This window comes from Bacillus cereus group sp. BceL291, from assembly GCF_051776705.1.
Taxonomy (GTDB): Bacteria; Bacillota; Bacilli; order Bacillales; family Bacillaceae_G; genus Bacillus_A; species Bacillus_A cereus.
Genome location: NZ_JBPWAP010000001.1, coordinates 219,041 through 240,248 on the forward strand (window position 1 = coordinate 219,041; position 21,208 = coordinate 240,248).

A 21,208-nucleotide genomic window follows, 5' to 3' on the forward strand; every position below is an offset into this window, starting at 1 on the left:
ACCTCTTCTTAATCTATTTACAAAAATAATTTCCAAGACTATTTTTATTTTAAATAATAAAAACTCCCTTAATTCCTTAAGGGAGTCCAGCAACTGAATCCATATTATCTGTATTTGGCACCGCCTGCATAGTACTCGACACATTTGCACCTTGCCCAGTATTCGTTCCTGTTACAGTACCAGCAGGAGTACCTCTCGTATACGTTGTTGTGACAGAATCTCCTGGCTGTAAACAAAGCTTTGTCTCCGTCCCTATTACAGTAACAACATCAATCCAAGTACACCCCATTGAACCACTATACGATTTCGAAGCAGTAAATGAAGTGTCTCTTAAATTATCGCCCGTAAATATATTTCCTGTATTATTAACGATAACAAACTCTTTTATATGTGCCGGCATACTTACACACTACCTTTCCTTTACGAACCTAACGTACGTGTACTTGTTGCTAATGGTGGAAGAAATACTGATGTTCTAATTACCGCTTCTGGCTGCCTTTTCCCATTTAAAAAAATAGCCGCACTCGCCCCTCCAGCACCCGCATACGCTTTTGATACAGCAAAAGGTGAGAGATCATAACAATCGCCAACATTAACAGCTCCTGTATTATTTATAATTTTTACTTTACGCATGTTAATTCCCATCTTCTCCATCCTCCTTTTATATACTGTATGCAAAAGAAAAAAAACTTGAAACATACTCGTTTCAAGTTTTTAACTATTTACTATTTCGTTTCACCTTCATATTGAAGCATACCGCCGACCATGTTCACTGTTTTAAATCCTTGCTCATTTAAATAATGACATACATTTTCACTGCGCATTCCTGAACGACAAATAAAGATATATTCATTCTCTTTATTAAAGAAATCTACTTTATGTGGGATATCACCCATTTTAATATGTACAGCTTCTGGAATTTTCCCTGCCGCTACTTCTTCATCTTCTCTTACGTCCACTAAAAATAACGTTTCTCCATTTTCTAAACGCTCTTGCACTTCTTCTGTAGTAATTGTTTTAACTTCTGTCATATGTAGTTCCTCCTTATATACAATAAAACCTTTAGTTTCTTTTTCACAAACATTCTCTACCAATTTTAGCATGCAAAAGAAAGAACGCAAAGAATCGAAAAACTATTTCTCAATTTTCCCGCAAAACTTATTCTTTACAAACATAACTCTTGCATTGTATCCTCAATATACTTGTTTTATGAAAGGAGCCAATGAAAATGACACTTTCCCTTTTCATTATGGGCATCATTTTCTTAATCGCTGCAATTATTACTCTCAGTATGAAAAATAATAAAAAAATAAAATCCTCACAAGAAATGTCATTCTTATTTCTATTGCTTAGCATAGCGTTCTTTGGTATAGCAATAGCTACATATATTTTCCGTCTACAAATCATGTGAAAAAAGGTGCCTACTACAAACATTGCACCTTTTCCCCATCATTTTTCTTCTACACAAAACTAGATACTTTCCGATTCAAAAATTCATAAACTTTTTTTTCAAATAAATAAATATCAAGTGCTCCTGCCATATGCCCATTTATACTTTCTATCTCATATACTTCCGCATATTTCCCTTGTTTTTGCAAAATATCTACCATTTTATAATTATAACGAGACGGCTGAAGCAAATCTTGTTTACACGGAATCATAAGCACATTCGCTTCTATGTTAGAAAGAGATTCTTCTAGTGAAGAAAACCCATGTGCAATATCATGCAATAAAACTGCCTCCGCAGTATACATCCATGAATTTGCATCTACTAGCTCTATACTTGTATATGTCGCTTTATTTATCTCTTTTTCAAATGATGTTAGTGTAGAAAACTTTTCATAAGGTTCTACCTCTATACTATTACGAGGAAATGCCATTTCATAAAAATGCTCATCAAACGCGTTCATAAACATCATTCTATTTGCTAAATGAAGCCCCTTTATCGGTTGCTGTTCTCCATATTTTCCATCTTTCCAACTTGGATCCAGTTGAATTGCTTCAATCGCATTTTGCGCTACGTTTACTGACGTAATAATTGGATTTTGTGGGTTCGTAATAACACCAATCATCCGCTCTACCATATGTGGATAGTGAACCGCCCATTGTTGTGCAATCATTCCCCCCGCCGACGGTCCAATTACAGCGTGTAACCTTGAAATTCCCATACCTTTTATTAACTCATATTGCATACGAGCTACATCAAGAAATGTAAAAATCGGAAAATCCATAGCATATTCTTCTCCAGTTTCTGGATTAATTGATTTCGGTCCTGTTGTAATCACATATGGATTCCTCACCTGCACATTACAAAGATTATCCGTACATATAACAAAATACTTATTTGTATCAATTGCTTTCCCAGGTCCAATGAGCCCATCCCACCAACCAGACTTCTCATCATGCACTGTATATTTTCCCGCCGCATGACTTGTTGCACTAAAATAATGACAAACCAAAATCACATTTGACCTTTCTCTATTTAACGTACCATATGTCTCGTATCCCATTTGAACAGGAATTTCCCTGCCATTTTCAAACGTAAACTCTTTTAAAACAAACTTCTCTTTTTTTACAATTTGCACAGACTCTCCCTCTCCCCATTATAGTATGAACTGCTTACTAAAGATTTTTTTCCATGCAACTAATCTCCTTCTTCTTTTCATAAATAAATGAATAATATACAAAATTAGCCACAAAATAGCACTATATTACAAGATTAAAGAGGGCATACATATGATTTGGAATTGGTTACGTAAGAAAAAAAAATTAAATAAACCAGAAGCAAACGAAAGAGATAACCAGGAGCAACATTCTAACAATGAAGAGGATGATAACAAAGAACAGACTAGAAGTATAAAACATAATAAAGGTAAAAATAACGAGCAAAAAGATTCTTCTCAGGATAAACAACAAAGCGCTAAACAAGATGATTCTTCTCAGGATAAGCAACAAAGTTCTAAGCAAGATGAATCTTCTCAGGATAAACAACAAAGCGCTAAACAGAATGATTCATTTCAAGATAGGCAACAAAGTGCTAAACAAGATGATTCATCTCAAGATAAACAACAAAGTGCTAAACAAGATGATTCTTCTCAAGATAAACAACAAAAATCTAAACGAGATGAATCTTCTCAGGATAAACAACAAAGCGCTAAACAGAATGATTCATCTCAAGATAGGCAACAAAGTGCTAAACAAGATGATTCGTCTCAAGATAGGCAACAAAGCGCTAAACAAGATGATTCGTTTCAGGATAAGCAACAAAGCGCTAAACAGGATGATTCGTCTCAAGATAGGCAACAAAGTGCTAAACAAGATGATTCATCTCAAGATAAACAACAAAGTGCTAAACAAGGTGATTCGTCTCAAGATAAACAACAAAACGCTAAGCAAGATGAACCTTCTCAAAGTAAGCAACAAAGCTCTGGAGGTAATAGTATTTATGACTTTACAAAACCAGAAAAAGACCGTATTCATTCTCTACAAGATTTAATAGAGAAACTTAAAAAGTCTAGTGATTTTATTAATTACCATACATCTGACGATGAAACGATGCCTTATTGGATTTCTTACTATCGCCCTTCACTTGATGGGGAGAAATTACAAAAATATTTAATGCCTACTCTTTTAGAGAGACCTTGTACTTCGCTAGAAGAACTAAAAGAACATATTCCGATGAGTGGCATTACAATTACGAACGACTTGCAAAAAATTGAAGACATGGTTTTAAAGGGACATGCGATCATTCAATTGAATCAGCAAGATCAAAAATGTATGCTTGCAAACATTGCAATTGATAATTATCGTGCACCAACCCCTCCTTTAAACGAATCAACTGTTATTGGTCCGCAAGAAGGTTTCGTAGAGGATATTGATACAAACATTAATTTAGTTCGAAAACGTCTTCCTGTTTTAGATTTACAAACAAAAGAAATGATTATCGGCGAGTTTTCCAAAACAAAAGTTGTCATGATGTACTTAGACAACCTTGCTGAAAAAGATAATGTAGATTTTCTAGAAGAGTCATTACGCGCTCTTGAATATGATCAAATTAATGATAGTGCTTATTTACAAGAATTAATGGGTGAAAAATCGATTTTCCCTCTCTATATCAATACAGAACGTACTGATAGAGTTACAAAAGCACTAATTGATGGGAAAATTGCTATTTTTGTTGATGGTTCTCCGAGTGTTTTACTAACACCTGTATCCTATTTCGATTTTTTCATTTCACCAGAAGACTATAACGTCTCCTGGATGTACGCTACATTTTCAAGGATTTTAAGATTAATTGCCGTTCTATTTTCAATTTGCGCTACACCGTTATACGTTGCAGTTTTAAATTATCATTATGAACTTATTCCGAGTGATTTACTTGAAACTTTAATTTTATCAAGAGCACAAGTACCGTTCCCGCCTTTAATTGAAGCTCTCTTTTTAGAACTTGCGATCGACTTACTGAGAGAAGCTGGCGCGAGGTTACCGATGAAAGTTGGTCAAACGCTCGGTATCGTAGGGGGTATCGTAATCGGGCAAGCATCTGTACAAGCAGGTTTAACGAGTAATATTTTATTAATTATCGTTGCCTTATCAGCACTCGCTTCCTTTATTACACCTATTTATAAAATGGGTAATGCGGTTCGATTACTACGTTTCCCGTTTCTCATATTTGCAGAAATAGGAGGACTTTTCGGTATTTCACTTGGATTTATCTTTTTATTCACCCATCTATTTAGACTTACTTCTTTACGCAAGCCGTACGCTTTGTTTTATCCAACAAGACAACAATCTGTTAAAGATTCTTGGATCCGTTTTCCTTTAACAATGATTGATACAAGAGATGTACAAGCAAGGCCACAACATGTAAAAAAAGCAGCGAAAGGAATTTCAACAAAACATAGATCGGATTTTGATGATTAAGAAATGAGGTGCATTGATGAGTAAAGTTCAAGAAAAATATCAAATATCTCCTGTCTTTGTTTTCTTCTTAATTCACGGTGCACAGTTTGGTGCTGGCGTTCTCGGCTTCGCTCGAATCATCGCAAAGGCCGCTGGATACGACGGATGGATAGGAGTTATAATCACAGGAATTTTCATCCATATTCTTATATGGATGATGTATGTCTTATTAAAAGAAACAAATGGGAATTTAGTTGATTTACATCGGCAAACATTTGGAAAATGGCTAGGAAATGGCATTAGCATCATCTTTATGGCTTATTTTTTAATCGTTAGTATTTCAGTCATCCGAACATATGTTGAAATCATTCAAGTATGGATGTTTCCTACCGCTTCCACCTTTATGTTAACACTCTTTTTGTGCTTAGTTAGCTATTACATTATCTCTTCTGGATTTCGTGTCATTACTGGCATTTGTGTCATCTCTGTTGGTGGTACATTAGGATATTTATTTCTAAGCTTATTCGTTTTGAAATATTCACATTGGGATAATTTACTACCTATATTCACACATTCTTTTTCAGACATTTTAAAATCCGCTCAACTGTCAATCTACAGTATGACCGGTTTTGAGATTTACCTCATGGTATATCCATTTGTGAAAAAGCCTATGCAATCTCATAAATACGCTCAGCTTGGAGCACTATTTTCAAATCTTCTATATTTATTTAGCACCCTTTTAGCCTTTGCATTTTTTAGTGAAAAACAATTGTTAAAAACGATATGGGCACAACTTTCTATGACCCAAGTCATTCAATTACCATTTATAGAAAGACTCGAATATATTGCAATTTCAGGCTACGCACTCGTTATTATTTCAAGTTTTATCCTCCCTTTATGGGCGTCAATGAGAGCAACTCATGAAATATTCCGTGTAAAACAAAGGGGTGTTTTAATCGCTTTTATCTTTATCACTCTCATTGTTTCACAACTTTTAACAAACAGACAAGATATTAATAACTTTATTAGCAATGTATCAAAGGTTAGTTTTTGGCTCATTTATGTATACATCCCAATCCTATTTATTATTGTGTGGGTGAAAAGAAAATGGAAAAAATCAAAAGCACAAGCAAATTAATACTTATTTCTTGTATAACATTCTTCAGTCTAACTGGATGTTTACAAAAAAATATTATCGACGATGTACAGCTGATTCAAGGAACAGTTTTTGATGCAGCAAAAGATAATAAAGTAAAAGTAACATTCGTTTGTCCCATTCAGAAAAAAGGAAATAAAGTTCAAGTTTTTGAAGGAAGCGCAAATGCGGTAAAACAAGTAAAAGCAAACACATCTTTAGAGTCTTCTCAACCATTTGCTAGCGGACAAATGCGTGTCGCTCTATATACGATAAGACTTGCAAAAAAAGGAATGTCTACTTCATTCGATACATTACTCCGAGATGTGAATATAGGGAACGCTTTATGTGTTGGTTTATTAGAGGGGAATGGTACTGAACTTTTAAAAGGCAAATATTCGACTTCATACAACGTTGCAATTTATATAAAAAAATTGCTAGAACATAACATGGAAACTGGTCCTTTACCAACGGATAATCTGCATGTAGGAGCATTCCGTTATTATCAAGAAGGGCAAGACTACTACATTCCAATTCTAAAAAAGCATGGTGATAAAATAAAAATCACTGGAATTGGCCTTTTTAAAAAAGATAAATATATCGGTAAAATTGCGGAAAAAGATATGTTCATATTTAAAGGACTATTAGAAAAACATAAATTAGATTCACATGAATTTAAAACAGATTCTGCGTACGTAATGATTAATAATATTCGTTCTGTTCCAACTTACGATATAAAAATTAAAAATGGGAAGCCTTCTTTTTTCATTCACGTTCGTCTTGATGCACGTATTCAAGAACTATCGAAACAAATTAACTTAGAAAATAAAAAGAATACAAAAAATATTGAAAAAGATGTCCAAAAACAATTAGATAAACAAGCTGCTAAGTTAATTAAGCAACTTAAATCTTTAGGCGTCGATCCTCTCGGGCTAGGTGCAAAGTATAAACAACATTATCGCCCATTCAAATTAGAAGAATGGAGACAAATGTATAAAGATGTTCCGGTTCATATAAAATACACCGTAAATATTACAAATTCTGGTGTTATTGAATGAGAAATGATTGAACTCCTCTCTCCAGCATGATACAACGGAGAGAGGAGTTTTTTATTATCAAATAGAGAGAGAAGATATTTATGGGGGAGCTTATGTCTAAAAAATTAGTAAAGCCTATTTTAAATGGTATTTTATTTCTCGGCGTCTTTTTATTTGCTCATACATACTTAAAAAATGTTTCCTTCACACGTTACTTACTTGTCGTTATACCAATGTTACTCGTCGGTATTTTTGGCATCGATCTTATTTCATCGCTTTTAATAAAAAAAGAAGAATAACGAGCGAACATCTTATTTCGATAAGATGTTCTTTTCATTTCATAATCACCTTATGTTACAATAAACTTCGGCATAACGTAAGAAAGGATGAAACAACATGACAAACGAAAAAGGTTTAGATAAAGGATACGAACTTGTTGCGAAAATGCATGAAGTATTCGGACATCCTGTGACAAATACTCCAACAAAATTAACAGAAGAGCGTGCAAAAATCCGTGCAAGTTTTATGCAGGAAGAACTAGAAGAATTTCTAGAGGCAACGACTGTTGAAGATCAATACGATGCACTGATTGACCTTATTTACTTTGCATTCGGAACGTTTGCAGAAATGGGCGTACGTCCAGATAAAGGATTCGAAATTGTAAACAACGCCAACATGGCAAAACTATTCCCTGATGGGAAGCCTCGATTCCGTGAAGGCGACGGTAAGATTCTAAAGCCAGAAGGCTGGCAAGCACCGGAACCACAACTTCGTGCTGAAATTGAACGTCAGCGTCAAGAAGCTGAAAAAAACTGCTAGGATTTCCTAGCAGTTTTTTATTATGGCTTTTTTTCTGCCAATCATTAATGACCCACGTGCCCTGCGTGTCCTGCTGCTCCACTAATACTAGCTGCTCCTGCTGCTGCCCCTGCTCCTCCTGCTCCAATTCCACCTGTCCAAGGAGAAGATTGTTGTTGTTGTTGATATTGCTGATATTGTTGGTGCTGTTGGTGCTGTTGGTGCTGTTGGTGCTGTTGGTGCTGTTGGCCTTGGTGTCCATGATGTTGACCTTGGTGTCCATGATGTTGGCCTTGGTGGCCTTGGTGCCCATGATGACCGTGTTGGCCTTGATGACCTTGGTGATGGTGGTGACCTTGGTGTCCATGATGTTGGCCTTGGTGGTGATGTCCATGGTGACCATGTTGGCCTTGGTGAGTTTGATAAAGAACAGCTTGCGGATGAATGTGGTGGTGACCGTGGTGATGTACTTGTTGCCCCTGATGACCATGTTGACCTTGATGATGGTGATGACCATGATGGCCGTGTTGACCTTGATGGTGGTGATGACCATGATGGCCGTGTTGACCTTGATGGTGGTGATGTCCATGATGGCCGTGTTGACCTTGATGGTGGTGATGTCCATGATGGCCATGTTGACCTTGATGGTGGTGATGATGACCATGGTAGCCGTGAACTACTTGCGGATATCCACCTACTCCTCCTGCTACAACACCTACTCCCGGTACAGGAAATCCTGTCTGTACTCCTCCAACGAAAGATGGAAATGCAGTTGGTACGCCTACTGGTACTCCTCCCGCCGCTCCGCCAACAAATGTTGGGATTCCAGTTTGCACTCCGGCTACCGATGATGGAAATCCTCCTGTTAATGTTGGAATTCCAGTTTGTACACCCGCTACTGATGTAGAAAACCCTCCAGGTGTTCCGCCCATCCAGTTCGGAATTCCACCGTATCCTTGTTGTCCTCCTCCCATTAACATCATTTGTTCATAACTATCCGATCCACTCCCGAAGAAACCATGTGGTGCATTATTGTCCATCCCTTTCATTCCTTTCACCTCTTCTACTCAATTTAGCCTACCTTTTTTATCATATTTCCTATAGAAGAATAGGTGTTTGTCTGCACTAGAATTCCGCTTCTTTTTCTTCATTCATGATAAAATTAATTAACTGAATATTTTTTCTAGGAGGTATTTATATTGAAGAATGTAACAAAGGCTTCTATCAATGATTTAGATTCAATCGTCCATATAGATATTGACGTAATTGGAAACGATAGTAGACGAAATTATATTAAGCACACTATCCATGAAGGCAGATGCATCATTGTAACAGAAGAAAATTCTATCTCTGGCTTTCTAACATACGATACAAATTTCTTTGGTTGTACTTTCCTCTCATTAATCATTGTTTCACCAACTAAAAGAAGGCAAGGCTATGCAAGCTCGTTAATCTCATATATGTTAAGTCATTCTCCTACTCAAAAAATATTTTCTTCAACGAACGAATCGAATGAAAGTATGCAGAAAGTATTTAACTCGAATGGTTTTATACGTAGCGGAATAGTTGAAAACTTAGATGAAGGTGACCCTGAGATTATTTTCTATACAAAAAAGCTCAGAACATAAACGCTCTGAGCTTTTTCAAATGATTTAGTTTGCAACAACGTTAACAAGTTTTCCAGGAACAACAATTACTTTACGAACTGTTTTCCCTTCAATTTGGTCTTGAATTGCTTCAAGTGCAAGTTGTTCCATTTCTTCTTTTGATGCGTCTTTACTCATTGTTAGTTTTGCGCGAACTTTACCCATAACTTGAACAACGATTTCAACTTCATCTTCTACAAGTTTAGACTCATCAAATGTTGGCCAGCTTGCATATGTGATTGTTTCATTGTATCCAAGTTTGCTCCATAGCTCTTCCCCGATATGAGGTGCAACTGGTGCAATCATTTTTACGAAACCTTCTACATATTCTCTTGGAAGTGTTTCAGCTTTGTATGCATCATTGATGAATACCATCATTTGAGAAATCGCTGTGTTGAAGCGAAGCTCTGCATAGTCTTCTGTTACTTTCTTCACTGTTTGATGGTAAGCTTTTTCAAGCTCTTTATTTGGTGCGTCAGTAATTTTCTCACTTAATTCACCGTTATCTTGAACGAATAGACGCCATACGCGGTCTAGGAAACGACGAGCTCCGTCAAGACCATTTTCAGACCAAGCGATTGAAGCATCTAATGGTCCCATGAACATTTCGTATAGACGAAGTGTATCTGCACCGTGGCTTGCTACGATATCATCAGGGTTTACAACGTTACCTTTTGATTTACTCATTTTCTCGTTGTTTTCACCTAGAATCATACCTTGGTTGAATAATTGTTGGAACGGTTCTTTCGTTGGAACTACACCGATATCGTATAATACTTTATGCCAGAAACGAGCATATAGTAAGTGAAGTACAGCGTGCTCTGCTCCTCCGATATAAATATCAACTGGAAGCCATTGTTTTACTTTTTCAGGATCTACAAGTGCTTCGCTATTGTTTGGATCGATGTAACGTAGGTAATACCAACAGCTACCAGCCCATTGCGGCATTGTATTTGTTTCACGACGACCTTTTTTACCAGTCTCAGGATCAACAACATTTACCCACTCGTCAATGTTAGCAAGTGGTGATTCACCTGTACCTGAAGGACGGATGTTTTCTGTTTTCGGAAGAACTAATGGTAATTCCTCTTCTTTCACAGCTGTCATTGTACCATCTTCCCAGTGAATTACTGGAATTGGCTCACCCCAGTAACGTTGACGGCTGAATAACCAGTCACGTAGACGGTACGTTACTTTTTGATTTCCTGCGCTCGTTACTTCAAGCCATTCAATCATTTTTGCGATTGCTTCTTCTTTATTTAAACCATCAAGGAATGCTGAGTTTACGTGTGCACCATCACCTGTGTACACTTCTTTCGTAATATCTCCGCCTTTTACAACTTCCTTCATTGGAAGATTAAATACTGATGCGAATTCATAGTCACGCTCATCGTGAGCTGGAACTGCCATTACAGCACCTGTTCCGTAAGTTGCAAGAACATAGTCAGCAATCCAGATTGGTAATTTCTCACCGTTTACTGGGTTAACTGCGTAAGCACCAGTGAATACACCAGTTTTTTCTTTCGCAAGTTCTGTACGCTCTAGATCACTCTTCATTTTTACAGCGTTAATGTAAGCTTCTACCGCTTCTTTTTGTTCTGCTGTTGTAATTTCTGCAACAAGTGCATGTTCTGGAGCTAGTACACAGTATGTTGCACCAAATAATGTATCAGGGCGTGTTGTGAAAACTGTGAATTTCTCGTCTGTACCATCGATGTTGAAGTGTACTTCTGCACCTTCAGAACGACCGATCCAGTTACGTTGCATATCTTTTAAGCTTTCAGGCCAATCAAGCTCATCTAGATCTTCTAATAGACGATCTCCGTAAGCTGTAATTTTTAACATCCACTGTCTCATCGGACGACGCTCAACTGGATGTCCACCACGCTCACTCTTACCGTCAATGATTTCTTCGTTTGCAAGTACTGTACCAAGTGCTGGGCACCAGTTTACAGGTACTTCATCAACGTAAGCTAAGCCTTTTTCAAATAGTTTTAGGAAGATCCATTGCGTCCACTTATAGTAGTTTGGATCTGTTGTATTTACTTCACGGTCCCAATCGTAAGAGAAACCTAATGATTTAATTTGGTTACGGAACGTATTAATATTATGCTCTGTAAATTCAGCTGGGCTGTTTCCAGTATCAAGTGCATATTGCTCTGCTGGAAGACCAAATGCATCCCATCCCATTGGATGAAGAACGTTATATCCTTGCATACGCTTCATACGAGATAAAATATCTGTCGCTGTATAACCTTCTGGATGTCCTACGTGTAAGCCTGCACCTGATGGATATGGGAACATATCTAGTGCATAAAATTTTGGTTTTTCTGTCTCATCTGGCGTACGGAATGTTTTATTCTCTTCCCAGTACCCTTGCCACTTCTTCTCAATTTCTTGATGATTAAAGCTCATGAGATACCCTCCTTGAAATTCTATTTATTTTCACCGCCCAAAATACAAAAAACCTCTCATCCCTAAAAAGGGACGAGAGGTTATAGATTCCCGCGGTACCACCCTAAATTAATGTACAAATATACATTCGCTTAGATCCGTAACGTGGATTAACGGCAATTGCTACTATTAGTTTCACAACTGCAACTCAAAGGCGAGTTCATAACGAAACGTGGATTGACTTGCACCGACCGTCAACTCTCTAAACCAGCTTCTATTACTACTACTCCTTCTCACTGTTATTACACATATAAGTTACGTGAACTATCCTTCACCTAGTATCTCTTAAGAGCTTACTTAAAGCGAGGACTTCTCGGTTAATCGTTACTCTTAATAACTAACGAATTCATCTTAAGACAGCCGAGCTATCTCCCTTGTTCTAAAGGTTGTTTTATTTAAATATATTCTAAAACATGTTACATGTTCCGTCAAACTAAACTGCAATTTTTTCTTCAACTGTTTCTTCTACTTTTACTCGTTTATCATAAATGCTCGTTGCTATAAGCGCTACTACAAGCATTACCATGATTGCTATAAACAATACTTCCATATTGTATAAATCCACAATTGCTCCGCCAACGACTGGCCCGAACATTTTCCCTACAGTCGCCGCACTATTTACAACCCCTTGATAAAAACCTAATTTATCTTTTGGTGCAAGTATATTTGCAATCGTTGGAACCGCAGGCCATACAAATAACTCACCTATTGTTAATGTTACCATCGCAACGAGGAACATCGTAAATTGTTGCGCTTGACTTAACACAATGAATGAAGCTGCAAAAATGAAGATTCCAATCATAATTTGCTGTTTTAAAGAACGCTTCATCCAGCGAATTAGCATACTAACAAGTGGCTGCGCACAAACAATCATCGCTCCGTTTATCGTCCATAATAAACTATAGTGACGAAGGCTAATATTCAATTCTTGCATATGTGTTGCAATCGCTCCTTGCCACTGTACGTATGTAACCCAGCATAAAGCATATGCTACACACACGATAAGAAGTGCTTTAAATCCAGGTGTAAGTGACCACCCTTTTTTCGTTTCGACTTCTTTTTGCACTCCTGGCTCTTTCTTGTCTTCCATACCGCGGAATCCAATAAAAGCAATTAAGAAGAAAACAAAGTATAAAATAAAGTTCGCTAAGAAAATATAATCAAAACGATACGATGCAACTAATCCACCACATGCTGTTCCGATCGCAATACCAACATTTTGTCCAACGTACATCGCATTAAATGCCCGTCTTCCGCCTTCTGGCCAAACCGTACCAACCATCGCATACATCGATGGGAAGACCATTCCAGAACCGAAGCCGATTAACGCTAGCCATACAACATATAACGGCCAACCGTGGAAGAACACAAGACCTAAAATTGATACAAGTGTAATCACAATCCCTACTAAAGTTGATTTATAACCGCCCCATTTATCAAATAAAACACCGCCGAGCAAGTTTCCGATTACACCAGTAAGCGAGTTGATCATTAATACCATTCCGGCCACAGATAAAGATTTTCCCAAGTGATCATGTAAATAAATTGTATTAAAAGGCCATAAAAAAGAAGCACCCGTGACATTAATAATCATCCCAGCTACTAATAGCCATACTTTCCTTGGCATAGCTTCCCCTCCTATTCTATTTTTTTCGTTCATATATATAACAGTAAAATTGTAGTCGTTTTTAAATAGGAAGGCAACTGATTAATAGTTGATGAAATTCAGATAATAGTTCGTCGGTAAATGAATTTATATTGGTTGCTTCTTGGATTATATCAGCGATTATCAGAATATATCGGCGCAACTACAAATATATCAGCGATTATTAAAATATATCGACTTACCGACAAAAAACGACAACAGTAACAATATATAAAAGGGTAGACTGCATGAAATTTTCATGCAGTCTACCCTTATTTGTACTATCCAACTTCCTTTTCTCGCTTCACACGTTCTTTAGCACTCCATTTAAACACCTTATCTAGTAGCGAGTATATTCTCCCAGATTCTTTCGTTAACAAAGGTCCTAACGATGCTAATATTAAAACATACAAAGCTGAGAACGGTTTAATCGCTGCCATTAAGCCACCCGCAATTCCAATATTCGCGACGATAATAGAAAATTCTCCGCGTGATACAAGTGTTAAACCGATATTCGTAGAAGCCTTATGCGATAACCCAGCTTTACGCCCCGCAACCATTCCAGCAGTAAAATTACCGATAAGAGTAATGAAAACTGCTCCTAATGCCAACCACACTGCTCCGCCAAGTGAAAATGGGTCTATACTTAAACCGAAGCTGAAAAAGAATATAGCTCCAAAGAAATCACGAAACGGAACGACAAGCTGTTCAATTCGATCACTATGCTCTGTTTCAGAAAAAACGAGTCCTAGTAATAATGCTCCAATTGCCTCTGCAACATGAATCGTTTCTGAAAATCCTGCTACAAAGAACAAAATAGCGAATATTACAATAATAAAAATTTCATTGGACGAAATATCTAACATTTTATTTAAAAACCGTGTAGCTTTCCTAGCAACTACAAAGAATAGTAGCATATAACCTACTGCGATTAAAATAGATGTAAGAGCACCTACAAATGATGTTGCCCCTCCAAGTACTAATCCTGAAACGACTGATAAATATACCGCTAAAAAGATATCATCAAACATAATGATTCCTAAAATTAGCTCCGTCTCTTTATTACCAGATCTTCTTAAATCAACAATTACTTTCGCAACAATTGCACTCGATGAAATTGTTATGATCCCAGCAATAATTAATGTTTCTAATAAGGGGAAACCCATTATATATCCGTAAAGTAAACCTAATATAAAATTAAGCGATATATGAACAGTTCCCCCAAAAGCAATTGATTTTCCTGATTTAATTAATTTTTTAATTGAGAATTCTAAACCTAAGTAAAATAGGAGGAATATGACGCCAACACGGCCGAGGAAGGAAATAACTTCTCCACTTTCAATAAATCTTAAATCGATAAGCCCTAAATCTGGGGCATGAGGCCCCACTAGCATACCGAGTATAATAAGAAACGGAATAATCGAGAACTTTAACTTTGCAGCGAGAATAGCTGCAAAAGCGACTAATACTAACGCAGTTCCAACTTCAAAGATTAAAGTATCCATCGATTATGAATCCCCTCCTACTGAAAGCAACTCATTAATAATTCTTTTCACTTCATGTCTTTCACCTGATAATACGAGCATATCGCCAGCTTCAATGATAGAATCTGGGCCTGGATTAAAGAACTTCTTCATATTCTTTTTCAAAATGGCAATAATCGTTACGTTATATGTGTTTCGAACATGTAAACTACCAATTGTTTTTTGTACAACTGGTGCATTATTTTCCACCTTAAACCACTCAATTGATAATCCCTCAAAAGCCATTTCAATCGTATCTAAAGCTTGTGGCCTATATACCATTCCGCCCAATATAGCTGCAATTTGTCTCGCTTCAGAATCACGAAGAGAGACGCTTGAAATACTCTCTTCATGATCAGCATCAAAATGGTACATTTCTCTTCGGCCATCATCATGAATAACGATAACCATCTTTTCATTACCTTTTGTAATCACTTCAAACTTACATCCAATACCCGGCAGTTCACTCTCTCTAATATTCATATTTTCCGCCTCCTAATTTTTTAGTTACGGCTTTTATAAATCGACATCAATCTCCGTTTTAAAGCTCTCATCCTTTGAGATACCTAAATACTTTAGTGTCTCTGATGGAGTCGCGTGATGAAAATGTTTTTGCAATAGCGCAATCGCTATCCCTCTTTTGTACGCATGAAATCCGAACGTTTTTCGCATTGAATTCGTTCCGATTTTACCAACAACTCCAACTGCTTCTGCAGCATTATGAATTACACGATACGCTTGTTGGCGCGTAATTGAATTTGGCGTTTTATTAGATTGAAATACGTAATTTTCTCTTTTAACGCCAATAGATTGTACGTAATCTAAAAGCGCTTCTTTTACTTTTGTATTTAAATAAATATCTTGTTTAAATTTTTCATCTTTCACAGGAAGAGCATAAAACTCTTTAACAGTCCCGTCTTCATTTAATACATCTTCAAATTTCATGCTAAGTAGTTCTGTAATTTTTAATCCTGTGTTAATTCCAATAACAAATAAAAGATAATCTCGCTGGGAGTGCTCTTTTAAATATTTTTTCATAGCCTCAATTTGGCTTATATCTTTTAATGCCTCTACAACTTCCATACATGTATTCTCCTCATCTTATGAACGGTAATTTTCTCATTATGTTGTCCATTTTACCTTATCATGCTATGAGATTTCCATGTGTTATCCATTATTTTCACAATATACTCAGGTGGTTCTGAAAACTTTCAATGTGGAAACTTACGATTGTATAAATACGTTGCGGTAAAAAAATGTGGGGATAAAAGTTCAGCTTCTTTCTACAGATTGGATTCCTCCTTTCCTTATACAGCTACTTCTACTTTTATATTACGTTACTTACTTACATTATATTATACATTTCAGTAACATTAAAGTATTTTTTCTGAAAATAATAAAAACCGAGCGTTTTTGCTCGGTTTTTATTATTAATCTTCTTTCGGAAGAACAATTCCTTTATACAATTGAACTGTAATGAAGTAATAAATCGCATAAATAACTACGAAAATTACAATTGGTACCCAAATACGGAAGTACGGATCGATTAAAATAAATCCGAAAATATTCATACCAACTAATACGTGAGCGATACCCACAATTGCTGGGAATAAGAATACTAAGAATAGCTCTTTATAAATCGATTTCGTTAGTAACTCACGGCGCACACCGATTTTACGCAGCATTTGATAACGCGTAATATCTTTTGATGCACCAGAAAGAATTTTAAACATAAGACAGCTTGCCATCATTGCTAAGAACGCAATTCCAAGGAAGAATCCCATAAATACTGTTCCACTCGCAATGCCATAGAACCCACTATAAGCTTGATATTTACTATCCATTTGTTCAGCTTTTACATTTTTATATTTATCTAGCTGCAACTCGTCAAGTTTTTTCCATTCTTTTTTATATGTTAAAAAATCATCTGTTTTTCCGATAAATGCTATACCTTCTTTACCATTTATCCCATCATACATTTTTTGATCTACAATTTTAATTGCATGATCATTGTATAAATAATATGGATGGATTGTACTAAAAGCATCTGTCCATTCCGCTGAAAGTTCTTTAGTATTCGCATCTTTTTGATTCATCTCTCTAGAAACTGCACCTACCGGTAGTTCCTCTGAAACTTTTTTCGTATTTACTAAATCCTTCATAGACTTCATCTTTGCCATATCTTTTACGAAAGGACGATTTTTCTCTAAATCTTCTTTTACATAGTAAACGTATTTATCATCAACTTTATAACGATATTCGCTTTTCTCTTTAAATGTAATACCATCTAAAATTTTCTTTTCTTCAGCTGTTGGATTATGAACTACTGAATCATATATTACTAAACCATCTACCATTTTTATAACGTTATTTTTAAATGCCATACCACCTGAAATTGCACCAGCTCCAAGTGCAACTAACATTGCCACTGTTGCAAGTACTTTTGTTAAACTATTAATTCGGAAGTTTAATTGTGCAAATGTAAAAGCATTAAGTCCTTTTTCACTACGCTTTTTATTACTTTTTAACTTTTTAATAATGACTGGAAGAAGTGAGCCAAATAGCATGTAAGTACCAGCTGTCGTTGTAATTAATGCAATAAGGATTCCCATCTCTTTTAGTTTTTCCATATAGATCATAGATGCATAACCTATACCTAATAAAATAACAGCAAGGAATGCCACTACAACTGTCTTTTTACCTTTTACTGCAACACGCTCTGTTTGTGCATCTGCATGTACTAGTTGCAATACAGAAATACGTGACAATTTAATACTGTTCATAATTGCTGATAATACAAATAGTGCAAAGAAGAAGATGCAAGTAACAGTCATAGATGGTAGATAAAATGCTTTATACCCTTCACCAGCAAATTCAAGCTGTTTCATTAATAACTGTCCAATACCTTCTGCAAGTCCTACTCCAACTGCAATCCCGATTGCAAGAGACGCAGCACCTAATACGATTGTTTCAATAAACATAAGTAATGTAACTTTATGTTTTTTCGCACCTAACATCATATACATACCGAACTCTTTTTGACGAAGAGATAATAAGAAAGAGTTTGCATATAAAATGTAGAAGAACGTTATAATTGCTAATAAAAATGATCCTGCTTGGAATACGAATCCAATAGATTTAATCACTGAATTAGATTCTAAAAATGCTTTATTCAGTGCTAACGTTTGGAACATGTAAAAAATTGAAATCGACATGACAAGACCGACAAGTAAGACGATATAATCTTTCAGCTTACTTTTCAGCCCCGACATGGAAAGTTTAAATAACATACTGGAACCTCCTTTCTTACGCCTTTTGTGTACCTAAATCTGCAAGTACATCTAAAATTTCTTTGTAGAACTCTTCACGCGTACCACCGCGATGAATTTCTTTATATAGCTCACCATCTTGAATGAATAAAATACGCTGACAGTAACTTGCGCTATATGGATCATGCGTAACCATCATAATCGATACGCCTTGATCTTTATTTAAGTTTGTCATCGCATCAAGTAAACTCGTTGCATTTTTAGAATCAAGCGCTCCTGTTGGCTCGTCCCCTAAAATAATTGCCGGCTCATGCACTAAAGCACGCGCTGCTGCCGAACGTTGCTTTTGCCCACCAGATACTTCAGATGGGTACTTTTGAAGTATTTCTGTAATTCCTAACATATCCGCTACTTTCTCGACTTTTGGTCCAATGTTACGTGATGCGACACCTTGAAGAGAAAGTGGAAGTGCAATGTTTTCATAAATAGATAAGTTCTCTAATAAGTTAAAATCTTGGAAGATAAATCCTAATTTTTGCGAACGGAAATCTGAAAGCTCACCTTGCTTCATTTTTGTAATATCCGTTCCCGCAATTTCAACAACGCCACCTGTTGCCTTATCTAACGTTGAAATTACATTTAATAATGTCGTTTTACCAGAACCAGATGGTCCCATAATTCCAACAAACTCACCCTCTTGAATTGAGAATGACACACCTTTTAACGCGTGTGATTGGTTCTCACCTTTTTTACCGTACACTTTTTGAACGTTTTTCACGTCTACAACTGGTTTCGTCATATATATCCTCCTACGCTTGTTTTTCCATTACCTATTTTGCGCTTTTTAGAAGTGAACTGCTATTTGTTAACATTACAATTACCTTACACTTTTGTAAGATAGAAAATGGATGCGTGTAAGGTTGGCTTTTCATACTAGTTCACATTTCGACATAGTAAATTGGTAAATGAAATTATATCGGCGATTGTTAAAATATATCAGCGGTTTTTTCAAATATATCGGCGATTCTTACACTTTTATCAGCGATTACCAAAATATATCGACTTATCGACAAAAGATGACAATAAAAATAGGCTGTTCCGCGAAAGGAACAGCCCACTGATTAAAGTTTCACTTTATTTCTTTAAAGGTGTTACCGTCCAGTACGTAATAACACGCCAAACCCATTCTAATGGACCCATTTTAAAGATTTTCATCCAAATTACACTAAACACAATTTGAATTGCATAAATTGCGATACATACATATAGCGTCTGCATGTATGTTAAGTTACCTGCAAAGTTAAATACACTACCAGCAATTAAAATCATTGCCGTTTGTCCGATATAATTTGTTAAAGCCATACGACCGTAGTATTTCAATGGTGCTAATAATGTTTGAACTGGTTTTAACTGAAGTAATAAAATTAATGCTCCTACATAGAAAGCTGAAATAATTGGTCCAACAGTAATACCAATTTTTAGAAACTGGCTTGCAGCATCCATTGTTCCATCTTCATTCATCAATATCATATTTACAAATGGGCCAGCAGGCACGTGTCCATATTGATACCATACAGCTGCCACACTTAAAACAAACATAATGCCTGTAAAAATAGCGACTTGCTTTATGTTTTTTGAAAGATTTTCAAATACACGATATTGTCCTGCAGCAAGTCCTAATAAAATTAAGCCAAGTGGTAATAGTTCTTTAACTCCCATTACACTGAAGGCAATTGTCAAAATAAGTCCTAGTGCTAGGTTCACTTCTTTTTTCGCTTTATAAAACGGCAAAACGATTAACCCACAAATTGCGTATAACGCTAGTGCTTCTCCAGGCTGAAACATTTGATGAATTAAACCAAAAATAAATAATGCAACTACGCGGCGGAAAAATAGAACATATCCATTTTTCCCTTTCGCAATCGCTCTTGTAATGAAGATATAGAATCCCACTCCAAATAAGAATGAGAAAATCGAGAAGAAACGACCTTCTACAAATAAGTATAGAAACCTTTGATAGCTAGCATCTACTGTATTAGGATCTGGAGTTTTAATATTAAGTAGTGCTAAAATATTTACTAAAATAATCCCCAGTAATGCGAAGCCACGAATGTAATCTAACTCATCAATTCGTTTGTTTGTAATATTGTTCCCCATAAAGCAGCTCCTTGTCCAAAATTTAATCCTCCCTTACTCTACTGGAAAAGGACAATTACAACTATCGGCAAACCTTACAGAAATCTTACACTATTGTCATATAGCAAAATAAAACCAGGTCATATTTCGACCTGGTTTACTCTGATTGTTTTGATTTTTGAGGTTGTCCTTTTTTACTATTACGCTGTTTTACTTGAACAATGGGATCAAGTTCATTCGAAAACTCAGCGTTATGTCCATTTTGTGTTTTTTGCTCTGGGTTATTTTGATCTGAACGTTTCGCCATTACATTCACTCCTTATTAGTGCGGTGTAATAATCATTTGATGTTGCACTTGGCGAATTGCCATACGTGCTCTATTTAATTGCTCACGTTGCTCATCATTCGCATGTTGTTGCATCGTTTGTAAATCGTTATACGCTTGTTCTAATTGTAACTGTGCATCTGAATACTCCATCGTATTGTAATGCTCTTGTCTCATGCCTTGTTCTAATTGTTCTTTTGCATATTCCACCGCTTGTTCCGCTTGTGTAATATACGATTCAAGTGATTGACGCTCTGCCATAATTGTCCCTCCTTGCTTCAATTCCCCTTTAGTGTGTCCCTTCCATCTCTACCTTATGAGTATGTTATAATGGATTT

At 36.2% G+C, this 21,208-nt stretch carries 22 protein-coding genes and 1 other annotated feature; of the genes, 7 read left to right on the plus strand and 15 right to left on the minus strand.

The window, feature by feature from the left end; translation table 11 throughout:
• Positions 1 to 76 precede the first annotated feature (76 nt).
• The 3 genes from ACS2CR_RS01145 to ACS2CR_RS01155 form a co-directional block, all read right to left on the minus strand.
• On the minus strand, positions 77 to 400 hold the full coding sequence (locus tag ACS2CR_RS01145) for a hypothetical protein (RefSeq protein ID WP_016110812.1): 324 nt from the start codon (positions 398 to 400) through the stop codon (positions 77 to 79).
• A gap of 20 nt (positions 401 to 420) precedes the next feature.
• The gene (locus ACS2CR_RS01150; RefSeq protein ID WP_000512596.1) at positions 421 to 645 is read right to left on the minus strand and encodes a spore germination protein; all 225 of its coding nucleotides are present in this window, start codon (positions 643 to 645) and stop codon (positions 421 to 423) included.
• 80 nt (positions 646 to 725) lie between these two features.
• Positions 726 to 1,031 carry a rhodanese-like domain-containing protein gene (locus ACS2CR_RS01155; protein ID WP_000141207.1) on the minus strand — a complete coding sequence of 102 codons (306 nt, stop codon included), beginning with the start codon at positions 1,029 to 1,031 and terminating at the stop codon, positions 726 to 728.
• A 197-nt stretch (positions 1,032 to 1,228) separates the two neighbouring features.
• Here ACS2CR_RS01155 and ACS2CR_RS01160 point away from each other — a divergent pair, with 197 nt between their 5' ends.
• Positions 1,229 to 1,411, plus strand: a complete 183-nt coding sequence (locus tag ACS2CR_RS01160; RefSeq protein ID WP_002101457.1) for a hypothetical protein — start codon at positions 1,229 to 1,231, stop codon at positions 1,409 to 1,411.
• 49 nt (positions 1,412 to 1,460) lie between these two features.
• Here the strand turns inward: ACS2CR_RS01160 and ACS2CR_RS01165 are convergent, their stop codons facing one another.
• Positions 1,461 to 2,585 carry an alpha/beta fold hydrolase gene (locus ACS2CR_RS01165; protein ID WP_053514561.1) on the minus strand — a complete coding sequence of 375 codons (1,125 nt, stop codon included), beginning with the start codon at positions 2,583 to 2,585 and terminating at the stop codon, positions 1,461 to 1,463.
• 151 nt (positions 2,586 to 2,736) lie between these two features.
• Between ACS2CR_RS01165 and ACS2CR_RS01170 the strand changes: the two genes are divergently transcribed.
• The 5 genes from ACS2CR_RS01170 (at position 2,737) to ACS2CR_RS01190 (ending at position 7,893) form a co-directional block, all read left to right on the plus strand.
• Positions 2,737 to 4,923 carry a spore germination protein gene (locus ACS2CR_RS01170; protein WP_074643206.1) on the plus strand — a complete coding sequence of 729 codons (2,187 nt, stop codon included), beginning with the start codon at positions 2,737 to 2,739 and terminating at the stop codon, positions 4,921 to 4,923.
• Between the two features lie 16 nt (positions 4,924 to 4,939).
• A complete protein-coding gene (locus tag ACS2CR_RS01175) occupies positions 4,940 to 6,040 on the plus strand; it encodes a spore germination protein (RefSeq protein WP_053514562.1) in 1,101 nt (366 codons plus the stop codon).
• Positions 6,010 to 7,095 carry a spore germination protein GerHC gene (gerHC, locus tag ACS2CR_RS01180; protein WP_153602473.1) on the plus strand — a complete coding sequence of 362 codons (1,086 nt, stop codon included), beginning with the start codon at positions 6,010 to 6,012 and terminating at the stop codon, positions 7,093 to 7,095. The genes ACS2CR_RS01175 and gerHC overlap by 31 nt, the downstream gene beginning before the upstream one ends.
• 92 nt (positions 7,096 to 7,187) lie before the next feature.
• The gene (locus ACS2CR_RS01185; RefSeq protein ID WP_000038781.1) at positions 7,188 to 7,373 is read left to right on the plus strand and encodes a hypothetical protein; all 186 of its coding nucleotides are present in this window, start codon (positions 7,188 to 7,190) and stop codon (positions 7,371 to 7,373) included.
• A gap of 97 nt (positions 7,374 to 7,470) precedes the next feature.
• A complete protein-coding gene (locus ACS2CR_RS01190) occupies positions 7,471 to 7,893 on the plus strand; it encodes a hypothetical protein (protein ID WP_000180554.1) in 423 nt (140 codons plus the stop codon).
• Between the two features lie 44 nt (positions 7,894 to 7,937).
• On the opposite strand, the gene ACS2CR_RS01195 is transcribed toward ACS2CR_RS01190, so the two are convergent.
• The gene (locus ACS2CR_RS01195) at positions 7,938 to 8,921 is read right to left on the minus strand and encodes a hypothetical protein (protein ID WP_153602472.1); all 984 of its coding nucleotides are present in this window, start codon (positions 8,919 to 8,921) and stop codon (positions 7,938 to 7,940) included.
• A gap of 150 nt (positions 8,922 to 9,071) precedes the next feature.
• Between ACS2CR_RS01195 and ACS2CR_RS01200 the strand changes: the two genes are divergently transcribed.
• Entirely contained in the window at positions 9,072 to 9,500 is a 429-nt protein-coding gene (locus ACS2CR_RS01200) for a GNAT family N-acetyltransferase (RefSeq protein ID WP_153602471.1), read from the plus strand.
• 24 nt (positions 9,501 to 9,524) lie between these two features.
• Here ACS2CR_RS01200 and leuS read toward each other — a convergent pair whose 3' ends face one another.
• The 10 genes from leuS to ACS2CR_RS01250 all read right to left on the minus strand — a co-directional run bounded on the left by leuS (position 9,525) and on the right by ACS2CR_RS01250 (position 21,131).
• Positions 9,525 to 11,933 (minus strand): leucine--tRNA ligase, encoded by a 2,409-nt coding sequence (gene leuS / locus ACS2CR_RS01205; protein WP_000009466.1) that lies wholly within the window; start codon positions 11,931 to 11,933, stop codon positions 9,525 to 9,527.
• A gap of 65 nt (positions 11,934 to 11,998) precedes the next feature.
• Positions 11,999 to 12,218 (minus strand) — a binding site (T-box leader).
• A gap of 187 nt (positions 12,219 to 12,405) precedes the next feature.
• Positions 12,406 to 13,599, minus strand: a complete 1,194-nt coding sequence (locus ACS2CR_RS01210; protein WP_001137561.1) for an MDR family MFS transporter — start codon at positions 13,597 to 13,599, stop codon at positions 12,406 to 12,408.
• A 299-nt stretch (positions 13,600 to 13,898) separates the two neighbouring features.
• Positions 13,899 to 15,122, minus strand: coding sequence for a cation:proton antiporter (locus ACS2CR_RS01215; protein WP_000380174.1), 1,224 nt, complete (start codon positions 15,120 to 15,122; stop codon positions 13,899 to 13,901).
• Positions 15,123 to 15,125: 3 nt separating this feature from the next.
• Positions 15,126 to 15,623, minus strand: coding sequence for a cation:proton antiporter regulatory subunit (locus tag ACS2CR_RS01220; RefSeq protein WP_001026053.1), 498 nt, complete (start codon positions 15,621 to 15,623; stop codon positions 15,126 to 15,128).
• A 33-nt stretch (positions 15,624 to 15,656) separates the two neighbouring features.
• Positions 15,657 to 16,223 (minus strand): tyrosine-type recombinase/integrase, encoded by a 567-nt coding sequence (locus tag ACS2CR_RS01225; protein ID WP_000454205.1) that lies wholly within the window; start codon positions 16,221 to 16,223, stop codon positions 15,657 to 15,659.
• A gap of 347 nt (positions 16,224 to 16,570) precedes the next feature.
• Positions 16,571 to 18,430 carry an FtsX-like permease family protein gene (locus ACS2CR_RS01230; RefSeq protein WP_050822136.1) on the minus strand — a complete coding sequence of 620 codons (1,860 nt, stop codon included), beginning with the start codon at positions 18,428 to 18,430 and terminating at the stop codon, positions 16,571 to 16,573.
• A gap of 16 nt (positions 18,431 to 18,446) precedes the next feature.
• Complete coding sequence (locus ACS2CR_RS01235) at positions 18,447 to 19,208, minus strand: ABC transporter ATP-binding protein (protein ID WP_000165837.1); 762 nt, start codon at positions 19,206 to 19,208, stop codon at positions 18,447 to 18,449.
• Between the two features lie 335 nt (positions 19,209 to 19,543).
• Positions 19,544 to 20,566 (minus strand): DUF418 domain-containing protein, encoded by a 1,023-nt coding sequence (locus tag ACS2CR_RS01240; RefSeq protein WP_053514565.1) that lies wholly within the window; start codon positions 20,564 to 20,566, stop codon positions 19,544 to 19,546.
• A 136-nt stretch (positions 20,567 to 20,702) separates the two neighbouring features.
• Positions 20,703 to 20,852, minus strand: coding sequence for a hypothetical protein (locus tag ACS2CR_RS01245; protein WP_001129340.1), 150 nt, complete (start codon positions 20,850 to 20,852; stop codon positions 20,703 to 20,705).
• A 15-nt stretch (positions 20,853 to 20,867) separates the two neighbouring features.
• On the minus strand, positions 20,868 to 21,131 hold the full coding sequence (locus tag ACS2CR_RS01250; protein WP_053514566.1) for a YtzC family protein: 264 nt from the start codon (positions 21,129 to 21,131) through the stop codon (positions 20,868 to 20,870).
• Positions 21,132 to 21,208 lie beyond the last annotated feature (77 nt).